The following is a 21,713-nucleotide window of genomic DNA, read 5'->3' on the forward strand; positions in this document are numbered from 1 at the left end:
AGGGAGAGCGAGCGATGGACCTGAGCTATGGCGAGGCGGCGGAGACCTTCCGCGCCGAGGTGCGCGCCTTCCTGTCGCTTCACTGGCCGCCGCCATCGGATTTGCGCGGCAGCGACCTCAAACAGTTTGTCCGTAGCTTTCGTGCGCTCGCGACCGAACAGGGCTATCTCCACCGTGCGATCCCCAAACGCTACGGCGGTTCCGAGCAACCCGTCGATGTCATTCGCGCGCAGGTGATCCGCGAAGAGTTCCAGCGCGCGCGGGCACCGATGGAGGTTGGCGGCAACGGCATGAACATGACCGTGCCCACCTTGCTCGAAAAAGGCACCGACGAGCAGAAGGACCTCTTCATCCGCAAGACCGTCGACGGCGACTATATCTGGGGGCAGGGCTATAGCGAGCCCGGATCGGGTAGCGACCTCGCGAGCGTGCGGACCAAGGGCGAATTGTCCGCCGACGGCAGCAAATGGATCATCAACGGCCAGAAGATCTGGACCTCGCAGGGAATGCAATCGACGCACATGTTCATGCTCGTGCGCACCGAGCCCGACGCGCCCAAGCATGACGGCATCACCTATCTGTTGATCGACCTCGACCAGCCGGGCGTCACGCGCCGCCCGATCCGTCAGATGACCGGCGAGGAAGGCGATCATACCTTCTGCGAATTCTTCTTCGATAACGCCGAGACGCCGGTATCGTGGCAGGTCGGCGAGCGCGGGCAGGGCTGGTACGTCAGCCGCACGACGCTGAAGTACGAGCGTGCGAGCATCGGCGGCGCCGACGGGCTGGGTAAGCAGTTCGCCAAGCTGGTCGAGCTGGCGAAGGAGGTCGGCCGCATCGATGACCCGATCGTGCGCGACAAGCTGGCGCAGATCGAGGGATCGGTCCTGTCGCATCGCTATTCGAGCTATCGCATCTTCAGTTGCGCCGCGGCGAGCGAGGATCCCGGCCCGGTTGCGCTGATGATGAAGCTGCTGCTTACCGAAATCGGGCACGAGATGGCGCTGCTGGCGCAGGAACTGATCGGCGAAAATGCCTTTATCGAGCCTGCGGGCGCGGGCGGGCGCGGTAATCGCGGGCCGCGCGGGCCCGAAAAATGGCTCGACCAGATCATGGGCAGCCTCGGCAATTCGATCGCCGGCGGTGCGTCGAACATCCAGGGCAACATCATCGGCGAACGCGGCCTCGGCCTGCCGCGCGACCTCGCAATGAGCGGGGAGCGCTGACGTGCATTTCCACCTGACCGAAGAGCAGGCAGCCATTCAGGACGCGGTGCGCGGTACACTGGCCGACAACTGGCCGATGGAACGCATCCACGCCTTTGCCGACGGCGACGCCGATTTCGACCGTACAAGCTGGGACGCGCTGATGGGGCTCGGGCTTGGCGGGATGCTGGCGCCGGACAGCGGCATGGGGCTGCTCGACGCGGCGCTCGTCTGCGAAGTCGCGGGTGAGGCAGCGGCGGCGGGCCCGCTGATCGGGCAATTGCTGGCCGTCGCGGCGGCGGCCGCAAGCGGGCGGGGCGATGCCGAGGCGCTCATAAGCGGCAAGACGGTCGCGACGCTGGTCCATGGCGGCAGCGATTACGCCCCATCCGCTCGCGCCGCCGACCTGTTCCTGATCGTCGATCGCGCAAGGGGCGTCAGCCTCGTTCCGGCAGTCGAAGCGACCATCCAGGCCGTGAAGGCGGCCGACCGCACGCGACCGATGTCGAAGGTCGCCATCGCCGCCGGCGCAGGCGAAGTGCTCTTCGCCGCCACCGATCCGATAACCGCGCGTCTCGCCGACGCCGCGCTGGTGCTGGTCGCAGCCGATGCGCTCGGCGGCGCGCAGAAGGTCACCGACATGAGCGTCGCCTATGCCAAGGAACGCGAGCAGTTCGGCCAGCCGATCGGGCGTTTTCAGGGCCTCAAGCACCAGCTCGCGCATATGGCACTCGATGTCGAACCGGCGCGCGCCCTCGTCTGGTACGCGGCCTATGCATGGGATGCAGAGCTTCCCGACGCGCCGCGCGCCGCGGCGATGGCGAAGGCGCATCTCTGCGACGTCTATGTCCGCGCGACGCGCGCGGCGGTCGCGGCGCATGGCGGCATCGGCTATACATGGGAATATGGCCTCAACTACTGGTTCCGCCGCGCGATGGCCGACCGCGCCTGGCTCGGCAGCCCTGCCGAACATCGTGCGCGGGCTGCGACGCTCGCGGGCTGGTAGACGGTGAACGATCCGCTGACCCTCGCGCCGGGCGTGCGGCGGCTGCGCCCCGACGATCATTTCATGATCCTGTCGGAAACCGACGCCTCGCCGATGCACGTCGGCGCGCTGATCCTGGTCGACGTCCCGGCTGATCGACAGGAGGATTTTGCTGCGGCGATCCGCCGCCAGTTCGCCGACCGGCTGCCCGCCACACCCTTGCTCGTGCGGCTGCACGAGGCGCCCGACGGTTATGACAGCGACGTTTGGGCCGACATCGCACGCGCCGATCTCGAAACGCTGGTCGCGGTCGAGCCGCACGATGGCGCGTGGAGCGAGGCCGAGCTTTACGATGCGGTCGCTAGGCTCAACATGCGCCGCCTCGACCTGTCGGGTCCGCCGTTCGCGGCGCATCTGTTCGAACGGCTCGCCGAGGGCGGCAGCGCGATTTACCTCAAGATGCATCACAGCGTCGCCGACGGTATCGGCTTTCAGACGGTGCTCGGCCTGCTGAGCGACGCCGCGCCGCCGGCGACCGCGCGCTTCGCCGATGCAAGGCTGCCCGAACCCGAGAAATGGCGTTGCAAGGCCGATGCGCGCTTCGCGGCCGAAGAGGCGCTGCGCGCGGTACAATCGGCACGGCGCAAGCAGGCGCTCGCCGAACTCGACGCGTTCAAGGACGACCGCGAACCGACGCCGCAGCTCGCGATGTCGGGTCCGACCTCGGACAAGCGCCGCTATGCGACGATCAGCCTGCCGGTGGCGCGCGTGAAGGCGGCGGGGAAAGCGCTGGATGCGACGGTCAACGATATCTTCCTGACGCTCGCGAGCACCGCGCTGCGCAATTATCTCGGCGAAACGGGCGATCTTCCCGACACACCGCTCGTGATCAATTCGGCGCGCTCGTACCGCCGCGACGAGCATGGGGCTTTCGGCAATCGTATCGTAGCGCTGCATCCTCATCTCGCGACACATCTCGCCGATCCAGTCGCGCGGCTGCGCGCGATCCAGGCGTCGATGGCGAAGGAATTGCTGCGGACGGAGCACGACGAGGCGCTGCTCGACGCCGCCGAAAAGCCGTTCGGCGCGCGGGATCGGCGTGCTGCGTTCGCCGAGCGGCTGGCGGGGGGCAAGCGCCTGCTTTCCGGCAATCTGACGCTGTCGAACGTTCCCGGCCCGGCCGAGATGCGGAGCTATGCCGGTTTCCGTCAGCGCCACAATTATCCGGTCCCGATCATCGGTTCGGGCCGCTTCCTCAACATCACCTCGCGGCGCAGCGGCGACAATCTCGACATGGGCGTGATCGCCGATGCCGAAAAAATCGCCGACGTCGGCCGCATCGCGGCGCTGTTTACCGCCGCGCTGGACGAACTGGAGAGCCTTGCATGACCGACGATCTGACGTTCAGACCCGAAGACGACCGCTATCACCAGCTCTCCGACGATCCCTATGAAACCGAGACAAACTGGTGGTCGTTCAACATCCCCGAACGCAAGATCGGCTGCTGGATCCACGCGCCTTATTATCCCAACCGCAAGAGCGTGACCTGGCGGATATTTGCGTGGGACGACGAGGGCTATGATCAGGCGCGCATGGCCTATTACCGCAAGGTTGAGGAAGCGCCGATGCCCGACGCTCCCGACCTCACCGACATCGTCTTTCCCGGAGACAAGCATGGCGGCGGCTACAGCCTCAGGATGCTCGAGTCGGGGATGAAATATCATCTGCAATACGAGGACCCGTCGCGCGGCTTCGCGCTCGATTTTACTCACACCGGTCTCCACCAGCCGCACCGCTTCCCGCCGGGCAAGCCGCCGTTCATGGCGACGCCGCATTATGATCAGCTCGGTCATGTCGAAGGCTGGATGACCCTGCGCGGCGAGCGTATCCGCATCGATGGCATCGGGGTGCGCGACCGGACGTGGGGCCCGCGCGGCGGACCCTATGCGGCGAGCCCGAAAGTCTATGCGAATGACATGGAGCGGGTGAAGCATCCCGGCGGCGCGCGGTGGCGCGAGATCGAGCGCGAGCGCGGCCGCGGGCGTATCCAGTATATTTTCGGCCATCGCCGCGACGGTACCGGCTTTCTCGGCTTTGCGCGCGTGCAGGACGGCGACGCTGACGGCTGGTCGCCGATGAATGCCGGCTGGATACGCCGCGACGGGCAGTTCGGCAGCCTCGATGCCGCCCGATCGCGGATGCGCGTCTTTCGCAGCCCGAAGACCGGCTGGAGCATGTATATGCAGGTCGAGCTGGTCGACGAGCATGGCCGCGAAATGAAGAGCGAGGGCTTCACCGTTTCGACGATGAGCGAGGCCGGATATGGCGTGAACCAGTTGATGCGCTGGGACATTGACGGCGGTATCGGTTGGGGCGAGGATCAGGATGTGTGGAATCCGCAGCATTATCTGCGGATGCTCGATGCGCTGAAAGCCACCGTTTGACCGCAATCTTTTCCAGGCTGTCGCTGCCGCTGATGTGCGCGCCGATGAGCTTCGCCTCGTCGGTGCCGCTCGCCGTCGCCTGCTGTCGCGCGGGCGTGATCGGGGGCTGGCAGGGCGGTACGATCACCCCGTTCGAACAGTTCGAGGATTATCTGAAAGCGCTCGCCGACGTCGATGGGGCGCCGCCGATCGTCAACATGCCCGCGCGATGGGGCACCGATCCCGCGGCGGCCGACCGGCTCGGCCTGCTCGAAGGTTATCGCGTGCCGCTCGTCCTTTCGAGCCTCGGCGACCCGTCGACGCTGGTCGAGCGCGTCCACGGCTGGGGCGGGCGCGTCGTCCATGACGTGACGACGATGAAGCACGCCGAAAAGGCAATCGCCGCCGGTGCCGATGGGCTGATGCTCACCTGCGCCGGCGCCGGCGGACACACCGGCTTTCTGACCCCGATGGCGTTCGTGCCGGCGGTGCGGCGGATATTCGGCGGCTTGCTGATCGTCGCGGGCGGTATCGCGGATGCGCATGGCATCGCGGCGTCGCTGGCACTCGGCGGCGATATCGCCTGTATGGGCACGCGCTTTATCGCGACGCCCGAAAGCGGGGTGGTCGAAGGGCATCGGAGCATGATTCCCGCCGTGAGCGCCGACGATATCGTCGCATCGGCGGCGATGAACGGCGTCCCCGCGCACTGGATGCGCCAGTCGATCGAGGCGGTCGGGCTCGACGCAAAGGCCTTGCCCAATGTCCGCTCGCCGATGCCCGAAGGCGTAATGCCCTGGCGCGATATCTGGAGTGCGGGGCAAAGCGCCGGGCTGATCGATGTGGTCGAGCCCGTCGTCGATCTGGTCGCGCGGTTGAAGAGCGAGTTCGAGGCGTTGCCCGCGACCACCGATTGGCGCAGGCGCCTTGCGACAGTTGAGGCGGACTGGTCCTAGTCCATCACCAACACGATCCGTCCGGCGCTCTTGCCGGCTGCCGCATCCTCCATCGCCGCGCGAAAATCCTCGAGGGCGTAGCTGCGCGCGACGGCAGGCTTCAGCTTTCCTTCGGCGGCGAGCGCGAACACGGTGTCGCGATTGGCTTCGCTCTTTTCGGGTTCGAAAATGCCGAACTGGCGCACATCGACGCCGATCAGGCTGGCACCTTTGAGCAACGGCAGGTTGGTCCGCAGTGCCGCAATACCTGCGGGGAAGCCGATCACCAGATGGCGCCCGTTCCACGCGAGCGAGCGAAAAGCCGGATCGGTCGCTTCGCCGCCGACCGGATCGAACACGACATCGACGCCCTTGCCGCCATTGGCGGCCTTGACCTGCTCGCGCCAATCGTCGCCGCGCGCATCGATCACAGCATCGGCGCCGCCGGCCGTCGCGAGCGCGCGCTTGCTGGCGCTCGACGCCGACCCGATCACGCGCGCCCCGAGCTGTTTGCCGATCTGGACCGCAGCATAGCCGGTAGCGCCGCCCGCGCCGAGGACGAGCAATGTCTCGCCCGCCTTCAATTGCCCGCGATCGGTCAGCGCGTGCCAGGCGGTCGCATAGCTGACCGGGAACACCGCCGCTTCCTCGAACGACAGCGCTGCCGGCATTTTGCGCACCGTGCGTGCCGGCAGGTTCGCGACGTTGGCGAACATCCCGCCCCAGCCACTGGCGACGACCTTGTCGCCGATCTGCAGCCCTTCGACCTGGGCGCCGACTGCGATGATGACGCCCGCACATTCGCTGCCGGGAATGAAGGGCACCGGCGGCTTGACCTGGTAACCGCCCGACGCGGTGAGCACGTCGACGAAGCTGATGCCTGCCGCCTTGATAGAAATGCTAACTTGTGTGGGCGAAGGCGGACCGGGATCATGATCGACAAGACGATAGTTGTCGGGCGGGCCGAGCTCGTCGGCCATGACGGCGCGGGGCATTGCGTTTGGCGATGCGTTGGGCATAGGGGACACCTCTTGTCAGGATGATTTTAGAAGTATAACTAGGTTATATAAGAACGGAAGGGGCTAGGCTGATGGCTTTCAAGACGCGGATCACCGAAATGCTGGGGATCGAACATCCGATCGTCCAGGGCGGTATGCAAAGTGTGGGGACGGCGCAAATGGCAAGCGCGGTGTCGAACGCCGGCGGCCTCGGTATCATTACCGCGCTGACCCAGCCCAGCCCGCAGGCGCTCCGCGACGAAATCGAGAAATGCCGGTCGATGACCGACAAGCCGTTCGGCGTGAACCTGACCGTCTTTCCGACGATCAATTCGCCGGACTATAACGCCTATGCCGACGCTGTCGTCGAAAGCGGGATCAAGATTCTGGAAACCGCGGGCACGCCGGCGGTGCGCGAGATATGGGCGCGGGTGAAGCCGCACGGTGTCGTCATCCTCCACAAATGCACCGCGGTGCGTCACGCGCTCTCGGCCGAGAAAGCCGGCTGCGACATCATCTCGATCGACGGTTTCGAATGCGCGGGGCATCCGGGCGAGGACGACATCCCCGGCCTGATCCTGATCCCCGCCGCCGCCGACAAGGTCAAGATCCCGATGCTTGCGTCGGGCGGCTTCGGCGACGGGCGCGGTCTGGTGGCGGCACTCAGCCTCGGTGCCGAGGGCATCAACATGGGCACCCGTTTCTGCGCCACCAAGGAAGCGCCGATTCACGACAATGTGAAGCAGGCCTATGTCGAGAATGATGAGCGCGGCAGCTTCCTGATCTTCCGCAACTTCAAGAACACCGCGCGCGTCGGCCGCAGCGCGGTCAGCGAGGAGGTCGTCCGCCGCCTCGCACAGCCCGATGCCCAGTTCAGCGACGTGCAGGAACTCGTCGCCGGCACCGCGGGCCGCGAGCTGCTCCAGACCGGCGACCTCTCGAAGGGCGTCTTCTGGGCGGGGATGATCCAGGGGCTGATCCACGATATCCCGACCTGTCAGGAACTGATCGACCGGATCATTTCGGAAGCCGAAGCGATCCTCGACCAGCGGCTGGCGGGTTTCCGCACCTGACGGTTATTGCTGACCGCCGTCGACGCGCACCAGCGCCCCCGTCGTATAGGACGACGCGGGGCTGGCGAGCATCAGCGCGGCGGTCACAATCTCCTCGGGCCGCCCGGGGCGGCCGAGCGCAACCGGCTGCGTTTCGCGCTTCTTTGCATCCCACGCATCGGCGATGTCGGTCAGGAACGGGCCGGGGCTGATCGTGTTGACGCGCACCTTCGGCGCATATTCGCGGCTCAGCGACACCGTCATCGCATTGAGCGCCGCCTTGGCCGAACCATAGGGAATGACCATCGGCAACGCCATCAGCGCGCCGGTCGAGCTGATGTTGATGATGCAACCGCCGTCGCCTTTGCTCATCCGGTGCGCAACCTGGCTGGCGAGGCGGAACGGCCCCTTGAAGTTCAGGTTGAGCACCGAATCGAACAGCGTCTCGGGCATCTCGTGGCTGGGACAGGCGGGCGACATGCCGGCGTTGTTGATCAATATGTCGACGCGCCCGAACGCGGCGTAGCTCGCGTCGATCAGCGCATCGATCTCGTCCCAACGTCCGCAATGGACGCCATGCGCCAGCGCCTTGCGTCCCAATGCGCGGCATTCTTCCGCCACCGTCTCGCAATTTTCGATCTTCCGGCTCGCGACGATCACATCGGCGCCGCGTTCGGCGAGCGCTTTCACCATGCGATAGCCGAGCCCGCGCGATCCGCCAGTGACGAGCGCGACCTTGCCGGTGAAATCGAACAGCGGATCGGGTGTTATCTCATTCTCCTGAAGGGGCCGTCATCGCTGCGGCGGCAGCCATCAGGCCGGCGTTGCACCGCTCGGCTATGGCGGCGCCGGGTACGGCATTGAAGGCATGGATCGCGCCGGCATAGCTGTGCAACTCGACGGGTACCCCCGCCGCGGTCAGCCGCCGCGCATAGTCGAGATTTTCGTCGAAGAAGAGGTCGAGGCTGCCCGTCGCGATATAGGCGGGCGGCAGGTTCGCGAGGTCGTCGGTCAGGCTGGGCGAGAACCAGCCCCTGCGATCGTCGGCGGCGGCATAGTCGCCCTGCAGCGCGCGCCAGCCGAAGCGATTGCTCGCGCGGGTCCAGATGAACTCGCCGGTCGTCGGATTGGCATAGGGGCAGGCATCGCTCCCCGTGCGATGGTCGAGCATCGGATAGGTGAGGAGCTGCCCCGCGATCGCCGGCCCGCCGAGGTCGCGCGCCATGATCGCGAGCGCCGCCGCCAGCCCGCCGCCCGCGCTCTCGCCCGCCACGACGATCCGGCCCGCGTCGAAGCCGAGCGCCCCGGCCTGACCCGCGAGCCACACCAGCGCCGAATGGCAATCCTCCTGTGGCGCGGGAAAGGGATGTTCGGGTGCGAGCCGGTACTCGACCGACGCGACAGCCACGCTCGCCGCGACCGCGAGCATCGCCGGGCTCGTCTGGATCTGCTTCGCCGACCCCATGACCATGCCGCCGCCGTGGATATGCAGAATAGCGCCGCCCCCCGGTTTCGCTTCCGCCGGACGATAGAGATAGACGGTGATATCGGGCCCGCCGTGCACCGACGGGATGACGATCTCCTCGGGCAGGATCGCGGGCGGCGGCATGATCGCGTAGGCCCGGCCTGCCTGCTCGCGCAGCTCGGCGATCGGCGCCGATGCCAGATCGACCGGCGGGAACATGTCGAGCAACGGCGCGATCTGCTTGTCTACGAGCGGACGGGTGGTCATGCGAAACTCTCCTCTCAGCCCCGCGCCCGGATCGCCTCCAGCCGGGTCGGGATATGCTCGCTCGGGAACAGCCCCGGCGCGGGCGTCGCATTTTTGAGCCAGGCTTTCGCGACCTGTATCTTGTGCACTTCGGTCGGGCCGTCGGCCAGCGCCATTGCGGGGAGGCCCATCCACATGTCGGCGAGCGGCAGCTCGAGCGTCATGCCGAGGCTGCCGTGGAGCTGGATCGCGCGCTGGACGATGTCGTGATAGACCTTCGCCATCTGCACCTTGCACATCGCGATATGCGTGCGCGCCGCGCCGTGCGGCTCGTTGTCGATGATCCACGCGGTCTTGAGCACGAGCAGGCGAAACTGTTCGAGTTCGATGATCGAATCGGCGATCGCCCCCTGCACGAACTGATGCTCGCTGAGCTGTTTGCCCTGCGTGCGGCGCGACACGGCGCGTTCGAGCATCATGTCGATCGCGCGCTGGCATTTGCCTACGGTGCGCATCGCGTGATGGACGCGTCCGCCGCCGAGCCGCGCCTGCGCGACCTTGAACCCCTCGCCGGGGCCGCCGAGCATGGCGTCGAGCGGCACGCGCACCTTGTTGTAGCGGATATAGCTGTGCGTGCCGTCGTCCGCGCCCTTGCTGTCGCCCATCGTCTGCGAGTGGCGGACGAACTCGACCCCCGGGGTGTCGGTGGGCACGATCAGCATCGACATCCGCCCGTGCGGCGGGTTCTCGGGATTGGTCACCATCATCACGATCAGGAAGGCCGCGAAGCGCGCGTTCGACGAGAACCATTTTTCGCCCTCGATCACCCACTCATCGCCTTCGCGCCAGGCGCGGCAGGTGAATTCCTTGGGATCGGCGCCCGCCTGCGGCTCGGTCATCGAGAAGCAGGAGACGATGGTGCCGTCCATCAGCGGTTGCAGATAGCGCGCCTTCTGTTCGCCGGTCCCGAACATCGCGAGGATTTCGCTGTTGCCGGTGTCGGGCGCCGCGGTGCCGAACACGGTCGGTGCCCAATAGCTGCGCCCCAAAATCTCGTTCATCAACGCCAGCGTGAGTTGGCCATAGCCCGGCCCGCCGAGTTCCTTGTCGAGGTGGCAGCCCCACAGTCCCTGTGCCTTCACTTGCTCTTGCAGCGGGGCCATGTACGCGCGCGATTCCTTGTTCGCGACATCGTAAGGTGCGCCATGGCCGGGAAAGAGCAGGTCCATCGGCTCGCATTCCTCGCGGACGAATGTCGCCATCCAGTCGAGCTTCGCCTGCAATTCGGGTTCGATGCGGAAATCGATCATGTCGTGTCCTTGTTCGGAGGATGGGGGATTAGCCGATCAGGCGGATGAGTTTTTCGGCTTCGGCGAAATTGCCGCGCACCAGCCGGTCGAAGAAGCGCCCGGTCTCGGCGCTCAAGATACCCTTCGCCGCCTGCGCGACCTTATATTCGAGGATGCAGCCGCCCTTGAACATCGCGAGGATGAGGTAATAATCGAAGCTCGCCATGTCGCGGCCGGTGCCCGCGGCATAATGCGCCATCAGCTCCTGCCGCGTCGGCCAGTCCATGACATTGTACAGCGCCTTTTCGGGGATATGGCCGGGGAAGCGGTCGTCGCGAATGCCGTTGCAGAACCAGGCCAGGTCGAGCAGCGGGTCGGCGATCGTCGAGAGTTCCCAGTCGATCAGCGCGGTCAGCCGGCACGGCGGATCGAACGCAAAAAGGGCATTGGGCGTGCCGACATCGCCATGGATGATCCCCGGGCGGAAATCGGAAGGCCGGTTCGCGCGCAGCCAGTCGCGCGCGAGCGCATAGCCGGGGAGTTCGCGCCATTCGAAATCGTAAAGCTGTTTGTAGCTCCTGATCTGGCTTTCCCAGCGGTCGACCTGCCGTTCGAGGAAATTGTCGGGCCGCCCGAAATCCTCCAGCCCCACCGCTTTATAGTCGATATTTGCGAGCGCGATCAGCCCGTCGACCATCGCGAAAGGCACTTCGCGCGCATGCGGCGGCCGGTCGAAGGGCGGGCGGTCATGGATCTTGCCGTCGGTCAGGTCGGCGGGCCAGCCCTCGACCAGATCCATGACATAGAAGGGGGCGCCGATGACTTGCGGGTCGGCGCAACTGCCATGGCAGACGGGGTGAGGGACATCGGTGCCGTTGAGCGCGGTCAGCACGCGCGCTTCGCGCAGTACGCTCTTTTCGCTGCCCGGCGGTGGGACTGCGGGTGGGCGGCGGAGGATCAGCGTTTTGCCGCCCCGGTTAAGCGACAGGATGACGTTCGACGTACCGCCGTGGATCTTTTCGACCGCCAGCGGCGCGTCGCCGAGCCCCGGGATATTGGCGTCGAGCCATTCGGTCAGGCGTGCGGGATCGGCGAGCTCTTTCACCTCTTCGCTCATCCATCGCGCTCCCTCAGATAGGCTTCGATGTCGGTGCGGATCGCGTGTATCTGCGCGGCGGCATCGGCGAAGGCCTCGCTGCCGACGCGGCCGACCACCGCCCGGGTTACTGCGCTGGCGCGATCATGGTCGGCTGCCTTCAACGCGTGCCCTGCATCGGTCGCGATGATCAGCGAGGCGCGCTTGTGGTCGGGGTTGTTACCGAACGAGACGAGGCCGAGTTCGGCCAGGCGATTCGCGGCACGTTGCACAACCTGCCGCGGGTGCCCGAGACTGCGTCCGATCTGCGCGACCGTCGGGGGCGCAGCGGCATTCACCACCGCGGTCAGCACCGTCAGTTCCATCTCCGGCAGGCCGCTCGCGGCACGGGTGTCGGCATAGAGCGCGCGCATCCGCCCGCGCAGCCGCGACACCTCGTCGGCGAATCGTTCGAAATCGGTGAAGCGCTGTGACATGGCACTTCGATGTCAAAATGACACTTAAGTGTCAATAATCCTCAGCGGCTCGTCATCTTCGCGAATAACGATCCTTCGGCCTGCCAATCGATCCGGACCCGCCGATGCGCGAACCGCCAGCCGTCCGCTGTCCGTGCCAGCCGGTCGTCGTAGGTGCCGCTGTGATCGGGGCCGAAATTGCTGTGCACGGTGAAATAGCTGCGCGCCGTCGCAGTATCGCCATCGACCGCGATCAGCGGATTGGTGATATGATGCCGGATGAAGGTCAGCCGCGGGTCGCGCGTTCCCGATGACAGCGATGCCTCGATCTCGGCGGGGCCTTGCGGCGCCTTGCCGAGATATTCGAGCACGCCGTCCGCGGCGAAGCAGGCGGTCATCGCGTCGAGACGTCCGCGGTCGCCATTATAGGTATAGCGGGCAAGCAGGTCGCGGATCGCATCGCGGTCGGCGGCAAGATCAGCCATTGTAATGTAGCTCCAGTCCGGGTTCGTCCCAGCGCAGCTTCGCGAGCCGCCCGCTGGTCGAAAGCGTGATCCATGCGTCGCGCATATCGGCGCCGCCAAAGGCGATGTTGGTGACGTAACGCTCGCCGGAGATGTCGTATTTGCGCGAGGTGCCGTCGGGTGCGATCGTGGTGATGCCGCCTTCATAGAGGGTCGCGACGCAGATATGCCCGGCGGCGGTCACCGCGAGGCTGTCGAAGCCGACCGGTCCGGGCGCGGTCGCGACCCATTCGGGCCGCTGTTCCTCGACCTTGCGGTCGTAACGCCACAAGCGGGCCTGATGCGTGTCGGCGACATAGACATGCTCGCCGCCGGGCGAGAGGCCGACGCCGTTGTACGACACCGCATGGCGGTTGATCGCGGTGATCGCCGAGCCATCGGACAGCGCGCTGAACAGCCCGCTCGCGGTGCGGATGCCGTTGTGCGTCTTGCCGAGGTCGGTGAACCACATCCGTCCGTCGGGGTCGAAGACGATATCGTTGGGCGCTTCGAGCGCGATACCGTTGCATCTATCGTAGAGGCGCTCAAATTTGCCGGTTGCCAGATCTACGCGCTCGATGCGCCCTTCGTGGCCCGGTCCGCGCGCATTCTGGAATTTGACGAGGTCGAGTCCGCCGTTGTTGCACACATAGAGCGCGCCATCGGGCCCGATCGCGGCGCCGTTGGGGCCGCCGCCGACGTTGCAGACCGTCTCGGTCCTGCCATTCCAGCAACGCGTGATCCGCCCTGCGGCAAGTTCGACGACGATCACTGACCCGTCCGCCATCACCACCGGCCCCTCGGGAAAGGCGAGCCCCTCGGCAACGATCTCCATTGGCCTCTCCTATATAACCTAGTTATGTATGTCTTGACACGCGCCGGACGAACGCGCAACCCTGTGCGCAGGGAGAGAGACTTGCCGGTTCCAGCACATCATATCGTGGTGACACCGCCGCCGTTCGACATGCCGCCCTATCCGGGCGACATTTTTGCGGGGCAGACCGTCCTCGTTACCGGCGGCGGTTCGGGCATGGGGCTGGCGATGGCCAAGGCGTTCGCGCAGGGCGGCGCCAACGTCGCGGTGATGGGGCGTAGCCTCGACCGCGCGCAGGACGGCGCGGCGCAGCTCGCCACGCTAGGGGTCCGCAGCCATGCGATAAGCTGTGACGTCCGGTTGCCCGAGGCGGTCGCGGCGGCCTTCGACGAGGCGGAAGTTGCGCTCGGACCGATTTCGCTGCTGGCCAACAATGCTGGCGCCAATTTTCCCGTCCTTGCCGAGGATATCTCTCCCAACGCGTGGAATGCGGTCACCCGCATCGCGATCGACGGGACCTTTCTTTGCTCGACCGAATTCGCGCGGCGCCGCATCGCGGCCGGGCAGGGCGGGGCGATCGTCAACAACAGCGCGCAATATATCTGGACCGGCTTTCCCGGCGATGCGCACAGCGCCGCCGCAAAGACCGCGCAGGCAACGATGACACGGAAGCTTGCCGCCGACTGGGCGCCTTATGGAATTCGCGTCAATGCCATTGCCGCCGGTTTCTTCCCGCACGAAGGGTCGGTTTCGGGTCGCCGCGAGGAAGGCGTCGAGCCGCTGCAGAACATGATCCCCGCGGGTCGCACCGGAAGCATCTGGGAGTTCGGCTGGCTGTCGGCCATGACCTGCACGCCGCTGTTCGGCGGGATGACCGGGCAGGTGATCGTGCAGGACGGCGGCGAAAGCCTGCGCCGGTCGCTTATCATGCCCGACTTCGTTCCGCCCCGTGAACGCGCCGACGGTCCGTGGGGATGGCAATGAGCGGCTGGCTGGCGGGCAAACGCGTACGTGCCGAGGGTAACAGTGACGTGATTTTGCGCGCGCTGGAAAGAGCCGGAGCGACGCTGGTTGCCGGTGGCGATTGCGAGATATGGGTCCATGTCGCGTCGCCGCCGCCAACCAGGCTTGCGCACGACCTCACCCATGCAGAATGGCGCGCGAGCCTCGATGCGGGGCTCGACCGCCGCTTTCTCGGCGCGAAGGATTTCGCCGCCGCTTGTCGCGCTCGCGGTGAGGGTGGCGCTGTACTGTTCGTCGGCGCGCCCGAACAGGCGCTCGGCGTCGATCAGGCCGCGGCGGCGGGCGCGCTCGGCAACCTCACCAAGACGCTCGGGGTCGAATGGGCGCGTGACGGGATTCGCGTGAACAGCATCTTGACGCGCGAAGACGGTCCGACGCTCGGCAATCTCGCTGCCTATCTGGTGAGCGATTATGCAGCCTATGTCACCGGCGCGGTGATGGGGATCGGCCTCGATGACTGACCGGATGCGGCTCGACGGTCAGACGGCCTTCATCACCGGCGGCGGCGGCGGGATCGGGCGTGCCATCGCGCTGCGCCTTGCCGAAGCCGGCGCCGATATTGCGATCTTCGATATCTTTCCGGAACGCGCAGAGGAAGCCGCGGCGCGGGTCCGGGAATATGGGGTGCACGCCATCGCCATCTCCGGCGACGTGATGGACAGCGACGCGCTGCGGACGGCGATCGACCGGACGGTAAGCGAGCGGGGACGCCTCGATATCCTGATCAACAACGCCGGCGGCGTGTCGGCGCGGCCCTTCCTCGAACAGAGCGAGCGCAGCATGCGCAAACATATCGACATCAACCTGATGTCGATGCTGATCGCGACGCAGACGGCGGCGAAGCATATGGTCGCGGGCGGGCGCGGCGGCGCGATCGTCAATGTCGCGAGTATCGAGGCCAGCCGCGCGGCGCCCAACTTCGCCGTCTATGCCGCATGCAAGGCGGGGATGCTCAGCTTCACCAAATCGATGGCGGTCGAACTGTCGGCGCACGCGATCCGCGTCAACTGCATCGCGCCCGATCACACGATTACCCCCGGAAATCAGGGTAATCGTGCCGGACCGGTCGATCCCGCGACGTGGAAGTTGCATAGCGACGCAGAGGTCGATGCGATGAACCGGTTGATCCCGCTCGGACGCGAAGGCGTCGATCTGGAATGCGGCGATGCGGCGCTGTTCCTCGCCAGTGCGATGGCGGCCTATATCACCGGCACGCTGCTGCCCGTCGATGGCGGGACCTGGGCGTCGTCGGGCTGGGTGCGCGGCCGCAACGGCAAATGGACGTTGAATGAAGGATTGTCCTTTGGTCATTAACTTAAAGAAATCGCGCCAACATTGCGGGGGTGTGGCAAAACCCCTACAGACCGCGCTAGGGTAGACCCCGATTTCAACAACCCGGGGCAGGGGCAGGATTTTGCAGATGGAAAACGGCAACGCACGCATCCGGGTACCGAAGACATCCGAACTGGTCGCCGACCAGATCCGGGCCCAGATCGTCCGCGGCGAACTCAACGAAGGGGATTCCCTCCCGCCCGAGGGCACGCTGATGGCGACGCTCGGCATTTCGCGGCCGACGCTGCGCGAGGCTTTCCGCATTCTCGAGGCCGAAAATCTGATCAGCGTCGTGCGCGGATCGCGCAGCGGTGCCCGCGTCCACCGGCCATCGACCGAACTGGTGTCGCGTTACGCGGGCTATGTGCTCGAAGCGCAGGGCACGACGATCGCCGACCTTTACGCGGCGCGGCTTGCGATCGAGCCGACCGTCGTGCGCTGGCTGGCGACGGCCAAGGGACAGACGCCGGATTTCGCGCGGCTGAAGCAGGTGCTCGCCGACCTGGAAGATATGCTCAAGACCGAGAGCTATGCCGAGTTCGTCGACAATGTCTCGATCTTCCACCAGACGCTCGTCGAGGCGACCGGCAACAAGACGTTGAGCTTTATGAATCGCATGCTGCTCGACCTCGGCCGCCACCATCAGAATGACTATCAGCGCCGCCATCCGCGGACGACCGAAGACAAGTACAAGAGCCTTCGCGCCGGTCACAAATCCTTCGAGAAGCTGGTGACGATGATCGAGGACGGCGATGTCGAGGGCGCGGTCGCGCATTGGCGCCTGCACCTTCGCAATGCGAACGAGACCTGGGGCGCGCGCGGCGAGGCCGAACGGATCGTCGACTCGCTCCACGGATGAACTTTATCGAGGCGATGATCGCCGCGGCGGCGCGGACGCCGAACGCGCCGCTGACCGTCGCCTCCGATATCCGGCGCGCGGCTTCCACTCTCGGCGAGGTCGTGCAGGCGGGGCGCCATATGGGAACCCGCATGACCGCGGCGGGGATCGCGCCAGGCGATATCGTCGCGTGCATGGTCCCGAACTGGCGCGAATGGCTCGTCTTCGCGGTCGCGGCGGCGCAGGCGGGGGCGGTGATGCTGCCGATCGTCACCATCTATGGCGCGAAGGAACTCGGTTTCATCCTGCGGCAGTCGGGCGCGCGCTGGCTGTTCACGCCCGACCGCTTTCGCAATGTGGATTATCGGCAGGTCGTTGCCGTTTGCGGCGAACTGCCGGCGCTCGATCGCCATATCGTCACTGGCCCAGACTTTGCGGCGCTCGAGGCGCCGTGTGCGATCGCCGAGCCGGCGCGGATGGCGGAGGGCGATCTCGCTTTGCTCGTCTATACGTCGGGGACCACCGCCGATCCCAAGGGCGTCATGCATTCGGCGCGGACCTTCCTCGCCGAACTGGCGTCGATGCGCGAAATGCGCGGGGAGACCGACGATGACGCCGTCATCTCGCCCTGGCCGCCGGGTCATGTTGCGGGCGCGCTCTCGATGTACCGCTTCCTGTGTCAGGGAACGCCGCTGGTGCTGATGGACCAGTGGGACGCGGCGCTCGCCGCCGAACTGATCGATCGGCACAAGGTCACATCGTCTTCGGGGACCCCCTTTCACCTGTCGGGGATGATTGCCGCCGCCGACGCGCATGGCCACGACCTGACCTCGCTCCGCCAGTATCTCGTCGGCGCGGCACCCGTGCCGCCGTCGCTGATCGCGCGCTGTCAGGAGCAGGGGCTTGCGGTCTATCATTGCTATGGGTCGAGCGAGCATCCGACCGTTACCTCGGGCGTCGTCGACGATCCGCTCGACAAGCAGCTTCACACCGAAGGGCGGGTTATTCCAGGCTCTGAACTGCGCTTCGTCGACGATGACGGTAATGATGTCGCGCCGGGCCGCGACGGCGAGATCTGCACGCGCGGGCCCGAGCTGTTCCTGGGCTATTTCGATCCGTCGCTGGGCGACGGGGCCTTCCTGCCCGGCGGGTGGTACCGTACCGGCGACATTGGCCGTATCGACGAGGGCGGCTATCTGCTGATCACCGACCGCAAGAAGGATATCATCATCCGCGGCGGCGAGAATATCTCGTCGAAAGAGGTCGAGGCGCTGCTCCTCGCGCACCCGAAGATCGCCGATGCCGCTGCCGTTGCTGCGCCCGACGAGCGGATGGGCGAGGTGGTGCGCGCTTGCGTCGTACTCGCGCCCGATACCGCGCTGTCGCTCGACGAGCTGCGCGAATATTTCTTTGCCGCGGGGATCGCGAAACAGAAGACCCCCGAACGGCTCAGCATCCTGCCCGAACTGCCGCGCAATGCGTCGGGCAAGGTGCTGAAGCATGAACTCAGGCGCAGCGCCTAGTTGCGCATGATGAAGCCGCCGTCGACGTTGAGCGCCTGACCGGTAATCCAGTCGCCGGCGGGCGAACAGAGCAGCAGCAGCGCGCCAACCAGATCCTGCGGTTCGCCCCGCGGCTGCTTGACGACCCGCGCCATCGCCGCCTGCACGAACGGGCTTTCGTCGGGGGTCAACGCCTTGCCCGCGTCGGACATCGTCATTCCGGGCGCGATGGCGTTGACGTTGACGTTCATCCGTCCGAGCTCGGTCGCGAGCGTCGTCGTCAGCCCGAGCAACGCGACCTTGCTGATCCCGTAGGTCGTCTGGGCAGGAAAACCGCCCGCCGAGAGCTGGTTGACGATCTTGCCGCCGCCGCGCGCCTGGAACAGCGGCACGGCGGCTTTCGAGCAGATCAGCGCGCCGGTCAGGTTGACGCGCATCAGCTTGTCGAAATCGGCGATGCTCGTCTGGATCGCGGGGGTGCCGACAGCTTCGACCATCAGCGCAGCATTGTTGACGAGAATGTCGAGCCCGCCGAAGGTCGCGCTGGTTGCTTCCATCAGCGCCGCGACCGATGCCTCGTCGGCGATATCGACCTGTACTGCGACCGCCTTGCCACCGGCTTCATTGATCTCGCCCGCGACCCGCTCGGCGCCTTCCGCGTTCAGGTCGGCGACGACGACGCTCGCCCCCGCATTGGCGAGGCCCACGGCATAGGCGCGCCCGATGCTGTTACCGCGCCCGCCGGCGCCGGTGACGACCGCGACCTTGCCGTCGAGCCGGAACCGGTCGTTGGTGAAATCGGCCATGATCACGCCTCCTGCTTCGGAAAGATCGCGGCGCCGACGCCGATGGTGACGGTCTTGTAGTGCAGGAATTCGTCGATCCCCGCCTTGCCGCCCTCCTTGCCGAAGCCCGAGATGCCGATGCCACCAAACGGCGTGTGCGGATTGATCTGGAAACCGCCATTGTTATAGACGCCGCCCGCGCTCAGCCGCTCGGACAGGCGGTGGACGCGCTGGAGATCGTTCGACTGGATATAGGCGGCGAGGCCATATTCGCTGTTGTTGGCGATCGCGACCGCTTCATCCTCGGTGTGGAATTTCATCACGACGACCGCGGGGCCGAAAATTTCGACCTGACTGATCTCGTGATCGGGGTCGGCATCGACGATCAGCGTCGGCTCGATGAAATTGCCCGCCGCAAGGTCGCCGCCGCAGCGTCCGCCGCCAAGTTCGAATTTCGCTGCGCCGTCGGCCTTCGCACGCTCGAACATGCCGAGAATACGGTCGACCGCTGCCGTGTTGATCACCGGCCCGACCGCGACGCTCGGGTCCATCGGATCGCCGACCTTGAACTGGCCGATGATGGCTTTGAGCCGCGCGACGAAATCGTCATAGACGTCGGCATGGACAAGCTGGCGGGTGGGGAGGGCGCAGCCCTGTCCCGACAGGCAGCCGACGGTCCAGAACACCGCGCGCTCGGCGGCCGCCTGCAGGTCGCAGTCGGGAAAGACGAGGCTCGCCGATTTGCCGCCGAGTTCCATCACCGATGGCTTGATCTCCTCGGCGCAGGCGGCGAGAATCTTGCGGGCGGTGATCGGCCCGCCGGTGAAGCTGATCTTGCGGATTTTCCTGTGCCGGACGATCGCCTCGCCCGCCTCGGCGGTGCCGGGCAGGATCGACAGCACGCCATCGGGAACCCCGGCCTGCTTGCACAATTGCGCGAACATCTCGGGCGCGAAAGGCGTGATTTCGGCGGGCTTGCAGATCACGCAATTTCCCGCCGCGAGCGCCGCCGCGACCTTCATGCCGAGCGAGATCAGCGGGCCGTTCCAGGTGATGATGATGCCGACGATGCCGATCGGTTCGGGCACGGTATAGCTGAGTTCGCCGCGGGTATCGAAGGTCGAGATCAGCTCGCCCGACATCTTGTCGCACCAGCCGGCATAATAGCGCGTCCAGCCGACCGCGGTATCGACCCCGCGCTCGCCGACCATCAGCGTTGTGCCGCCATCGAGTGCGGCCATTTCTGCAAGCGTGCGCTTGTTCTCCTCGAGCAGGTCGGCGAGCCGGTTCAGGATGTCGCGCCGCGTTTCGGGCGGGGTCCGGCGCCAGTCCTCCTGCACCGCGGCCGCTCTTGCGACGGCTTCCTCGACTTCTCTGGCGCCGGCGAGCGGGATGTCGGCCTGTACGACCTGCCTGACCGGATGCAGGTGCGGGTGCGTGCCGCCGCTGCCGCTCGTGCGTTGTTCATGTCCCAGATGCAGATGGACTGCAGGTGCGCTGGCCATAATCTTGTCTCCCGATGAAAATTGTCAGGCGTCCCACGCCAGATGCAGATGTTCGAGCGCCATCACGCTGCCGCCGCGGCAGCTTTCGTCGCCCCTGGTGACTTGCCGGAAATGGCCGATGCGGCCGAACCAGGCGCGGTAGAATACGATCAGCTCCATCCGCGCCAGATGCAGGCCAAGGCAGGTGTGGATGCCCGATCCGAACGCGGCGTGGCGATAGAATTGGCGCTCGACCGACACTGTTTTGGGGTTCTCGGTCAGCCCCTCGTCCCAGCCGACGAGCGGCAGCGGGGCGAGGATGCAGTCCCCGGCAAACAGCTTTACGCCTTCGAGTTCGGTATCTTCGACGACGTAGCGCGGCGTCGCGACGAAAGCGTAGCGGCGCAGCAATTCCTCGACCAGATTGGGGATCACCGATGGGTCGTCGATCGCACGCTGGCGGAGCGTGTCGTCGTGCGCGAGATGGCGCATCCCGAAGCTCATCGCATTGGTCACCGTGTCGAGCCCGGCGAGGAACATCAGGAAGCCGATCGACATCAGCTCCTCGAAACCCAGTTTGCGCCCGTCGACCTCGCTGACGATGATTTTCGAGATCATGTCGTCGCGCGGCTCGGCCATGCGCTGCTGGATCAGTTCGGCGAGATGGCCGACGATTTGCTGCGCGAGAGTGTTGCGGCCCTCGTTGCTCGCCTGCGAGTGGAAGAAGCCGGTGACGAGGTGACGGAACTCGTCGAACTTCTCCATCGGAAAGCCGAACAATTCCATGAACACCGCGACGGGCAGGCGCGATCCGATCGCCTCGACGAATTCGCATTCGCCCTTGCCGGTCACGCCGTCGAGCAACTGGTCGGTCCATGCGGTCACCCGGTCCTCAAGCGGTTCGATCGCCTTGGATTCAAAGAAGGGGCGGAGCATCTGCCGGTAGGGACGGTGCTCGGGCGGATCGAGCATCTCGGGAATCATCTTCGGCTGGTCGGGATTGGGCGGGATCGACAGGTAACGGCTCGAGAATATCTCGGGATGGCGCACGACGTGCTGCACCGACGAACCCGTGTTGCATACCCAATGCCCGCCATGGGCATTGGTCCAGAAGACCGGCGGTGCCGTTTCCTTGAGCTCCCAATAGCGCGCATGACAATCGGCAAGAACGCCGGGGTCGGCGATATAGTCGAATTCATGCACCGGCGAACGCGCCGGTTGCGCTGACGACTCGGTCATCTATCCTCTCCTCTTGCGCAGAAGTAAACGACGGTTTACATAAC

General features: G+C 65.8%; 22 protein-coding genes. 11 read left to right on the plus strand and 11 right to left on the minus strand.

The window, feature by feature from the left end; translation table 11 throughout:
* The first annotated feature begins 14 nt into the window (after window positions 1-14).
* Genes V6U71_RS09175 through V6U71_RS09195 form a run of 5 tightly spaced genes read left to right on the plus strand, consistent with a single transcriptional unit; the run spans window position 15 to window position 5,569 of the window.
* Window positions 15-1,226, plus strand: coding sequence for an acyl-CoA dehydrogenase family protein (locus V6U71_RS09175; RefSeq protein ID WP_411341955.1), 1,212 nt, complete (start codon window positions 15-17; stop codon window positions 1,224-1,226).
* A 1-nt stretch (window position 1,227) separates the two neighbouring features.
* A complete protein-coding gene (locus V6U71_RS09180) occupies window positions 1,228-2,211 on the plus strand; it encodes an acyl-CoA dehydrogenase family protein (RefSeq protein ID WP_411341956.1) in 984 nt (327 codons plus the stop codon).
* 3 nt (window positions 2,212-2,214) lie between these two features.
* Window positions 2,215-3,579: a wax ester/triacylglycerol synthase domain-containing protein gene (locus V6U71_RS09185; RefSeq protein WP_411341957.1), complete on the plus strand. Its 1,365-nt coding sequence runs from the start codon at window positions 2,215-2,217 to the stop codon at window positions 3,577-3,579.
* A complete protein-coding gene (locus V6U71_RS09190) occupies window positions 3,576-4,634 on the plus strand; it encodes a DUF7065 domain-containing protein (RefSeq protein WP_411341958.1) in 1,059 nt (352 codons plus the stop codon). Before V6U71_RS09185 ends, V6U71_RS09190 begins: the two co-directional genes overlap by 4 nt.
* A 44-nt stretch (window positions 4,635-4,678) precedes the next feature.
* The gene (locus V6U71_RS09195; RefSeq protein ID WP_411341959.1) at window positions 4,679-5,569 is read left to right on the plus strand and encodes an NAD(P)H-dependent flavin oxidoreductase; all 891 of its coding nucleotides are present in this window, start codon (window positions 4,679-4,681) and stop codon (window positions 5,567-5,569) included.
* On the opposite strand, the gene V6U71_RS09200 is transcribed toward V6U71_RS09195, so the two are convergent.
* Window positions 5,566-6,543 (minus strand): NADPH:quinone oxidoreductase family protein, encoded by a 978-nt coding sequence (locus V6U71_RS09200; protein WP_411341960.1) that lies wholly within the window; start codon window positions 6,541-6,543, stop codon window positions 5,566-5,568. The two genes, V6U71_RS09195 and V6U71_RS09200, sit on opposite strands and share 4 nt — an antisense overlap.
* 95 nt (window positions 6,544-6,638) lie before the next feature.
* Between V6U71_RS09200 and V6U71_RS09205 the strand changes: the two genes are divergently transcribed.
* Complete coding sequence (locus V6U71_RS09205) at window positions 6,639-7,619, plus strand: NAD(P)H-dependent flavin oxidoreductase (RefSeq protein ID WP_411341961.1); 981 nt, start codon at window positions 6,639-6,641, stop codon at window positions 7,617-7,619.
* 3 nt (window positions 7,620-7,622) lie between these two features.
* Here V6U71_RS09205 and V6U71_RS09210 read toward each other — a convergent pair whose 3' ends face one another.
* From V6U71_RS09210 to V6U71_RS09240, 7 genes are all read right to left on the minus strand, one after another.
* Window positions 7,623-8,291, minus strand: a complete 669-nt coding sequence (locus V6U71_RS09210) for an SDR family NAD(P)-dependent oxidoreductase (protein ID WP_411341962.1) — start codon at window positions 8,289-8,291, stop codon at window positions 7,623-7,625.
* A 79-nt stretch (window positions 8,292-8,370) separates the two neighbouring features.
* Complete coding sequence (locus V6U71_RS09215; RefSeq protein ID WP_411341963.1) at window positions 8,371-9,330, minus strand: alpha/beta hydrolase; 960 nt, start codon at window positions 9,328-9,330, stop codon at window positions 8,371-8,373.
* Between the two features lie 14 nt (window positions 9,331-9,344).
* Entirely contained in the window at window positions 9,345-10,619 is a 1,275-nt protein-coding gene (locus V6U71_RS09220; RefSeq protein ID WP_411341964.1) for an acyl-CoA dehydrogenase family protein, read from the minus strand.
* 28 nt (window positions 10,620-10,647) lie between these two features.
* Window positions 10,648-11,715 carry a phosphotransferase family protein gene (locus V6U71_RS09225; protein WP_411341965.1) on the minus strand — a complete coding sequence of 356 codons (1,068 nt, stop codon included), beginning with the start codon at window positions 11,713-11,715 and terminating at the stop codon, window positions 10,648-10,650.
* A complete protein-coding gene (locus tag V6U71_RS09230; RefSeq protein WP_411341966.1) occupies window positions 11,712-12,170 on the minus strand; it encodes a MarR family winged helix-turn-helix transcriptional regulator in 459 nt (152 codons plus the stop codon). Before V6U71_RS09230 ends, V6U71_RS09225 begins: the two co-directional genes overlap by 4 nt.
* 41 nt (window positions 12,171-12,211) lie before the next feature.
* Complete coding sequence (locus tag V6U71_RS09235) at window positions 12,212-12,634, minus strand: nuclear transport factor 2 family protein (protein ID WP_411341967.1); 423 nt, start codon at window positions 12,632-12,634, stop codon at window positions 12,212-12,214.
* The gene (locus V6U71_RS09240; RefSeq protein ID WP_411341968.1) at window positions 12,627-13,487 is read right to left on the minus strand and encodes an SMP-30/gluconolactonase/LRE family protein; all 861 of its coding nucleotides are present in this window, start codon (window positions 13,485-13,487) and stop codon (window positions 12,627-12,629) included. Before V6U71_RS09240 ends, V6U71_RS09235 begins: the two co-directional genes overlap by 8 nt.
* A gap of 81 nt (window positions 13,488-13,568) precedes the next feature.
* Here V6U71_RS09240 and V6U71_RS09245 point away from each other — a divergent pair, with 81 nt between their 5' ends.
* The 5 genes from V6U71_RS09245 to V6U71_RS09265 all read left to right on the plus strand — a co-directional run bounded on the left by V6U71_RS09245 (window position 13,569) and on the right by V6U71_RS09265 (window position 18,182).
* On the plus strand, window positions 13,569-14,450 hold the full coding sequence (locus V6U71_RS09245; protein WP_411341969.1) for an SDR family oxidoreductase: 882 nt from the start codon (window positions 13,569-13,571) through the stop codon (window positions 14,448-14,450).
* Entirely contained in the window at window positions 14,447-14,950 is a 504-nt protein-coding gene (locus tag V6U71_RS09250) for a hypothetical protein (RefSeq protein WP_411341970.1), read from the plus strand. Before V6U71_RS09245 ends, V6U71_RS09250 begins: the two co-directional genes overlap by 4 nt.
* Window positions 14,943-15,803: an SDR family NAD(P)-dependent oxidoreductase gene (locus tag V6U71_RS09255; protein ID WP_411341971.1), complete on the plus strand. Its 861-nt coding sequence runs from the start codon at window positions 14,943-14,945 to the stop codon at window positions 15,801-15,803. Before V6U71_RS09250 ends, V6U71_RS09255 begins: the two co-directional genes overlap by 8 nt.
* Window positions 15,804-15,909: 106 nt before the next feature.
* The gene (locus V6U71_RS09260; protein WP_411341972.1) at window positions 15,910-16,680 is read left to right on the plus strand and encodes a FadR/GntR family transcriptional regulator; all 771 of its coding nucleotides are present in this window, start codon (window positions 15,910-15,912) and stop codon (window positions 16,678-16,680) included.
* Window positions 16,677-18,182, plus strand: a complete 1,506-nt coding sequence (locus V6U71_RS09265; RefSeq protein ID WP_411341973.1) for an AMP-binding protein — start codon at window positions 16,677-16,679, stop codon at window positions 18,180-18,182. The genes V6U71_RS09260 and V6U71_RS09265 overlap by 4 nt, the downstream gene beginning before the upstream one ends.
* On the opposite strand, the gene V6U71_RS09270 is transcribed toward V6U71_RS09265, so the two are convergent.
* From V6U71_RS09270 to V6U71_RS09280, 3 genes are read right to left on the minus strand one after another with little or no spacing between them, the layout of a single operon-like run.
* Window positions 18,179-18,967: an SDR family oxidoreductase gene (locus tag V6U71_RS09270; protein ID WP_411341974.1), complete on the minus strand. Its 789-nt coding sequence runs from the start codon at window positions 18,965-18,967 to the stop codon at window positions 18,179-18,181. The genes V6U71_RS09265 and V6U71_RS09270 overlap by 4 nt on opposite strands.
* A 2-nt stretch (window positions 18,968-18,969) precedes the next feature.
* Window positions 18,970-20,451, minus strand: a complete 1,482-nt coding sequence (locus tag V6U71_RS09275) for an aldehyde dehydrogenase family protein (RefSeq protein WP_411341975.1) — start codon at window positions 20,449-20,451, stop codon at window positions 18,970-18,972.
* A gap of 24 nt (window positions 20,452-20,475) precedes the next feature.
* The gene (locus V6U71_RS09280) at window positions 20,476-21,669 is read right to left on the minus strand and encodes a cytochrome P450 (protein ID WP_411341976.1); all 1,194 of its coding nucleotides are present in this window, start codon (window positions 21,667-21,669) and stop codon (window positions 20,476-20,478) included.
* Window positions 21,670-21,713 lie beyond the last annotated feature (44 nt).

It is taken from the genome of Sphingopyxis sp. J-6, assembly GCF_046603995.1.
Lineage (GTDB): Bacteria > Pseudomonadota > Alphaproteobacteria > Sphingomonadales > Sphingomonadaceae > Sphingopyxis.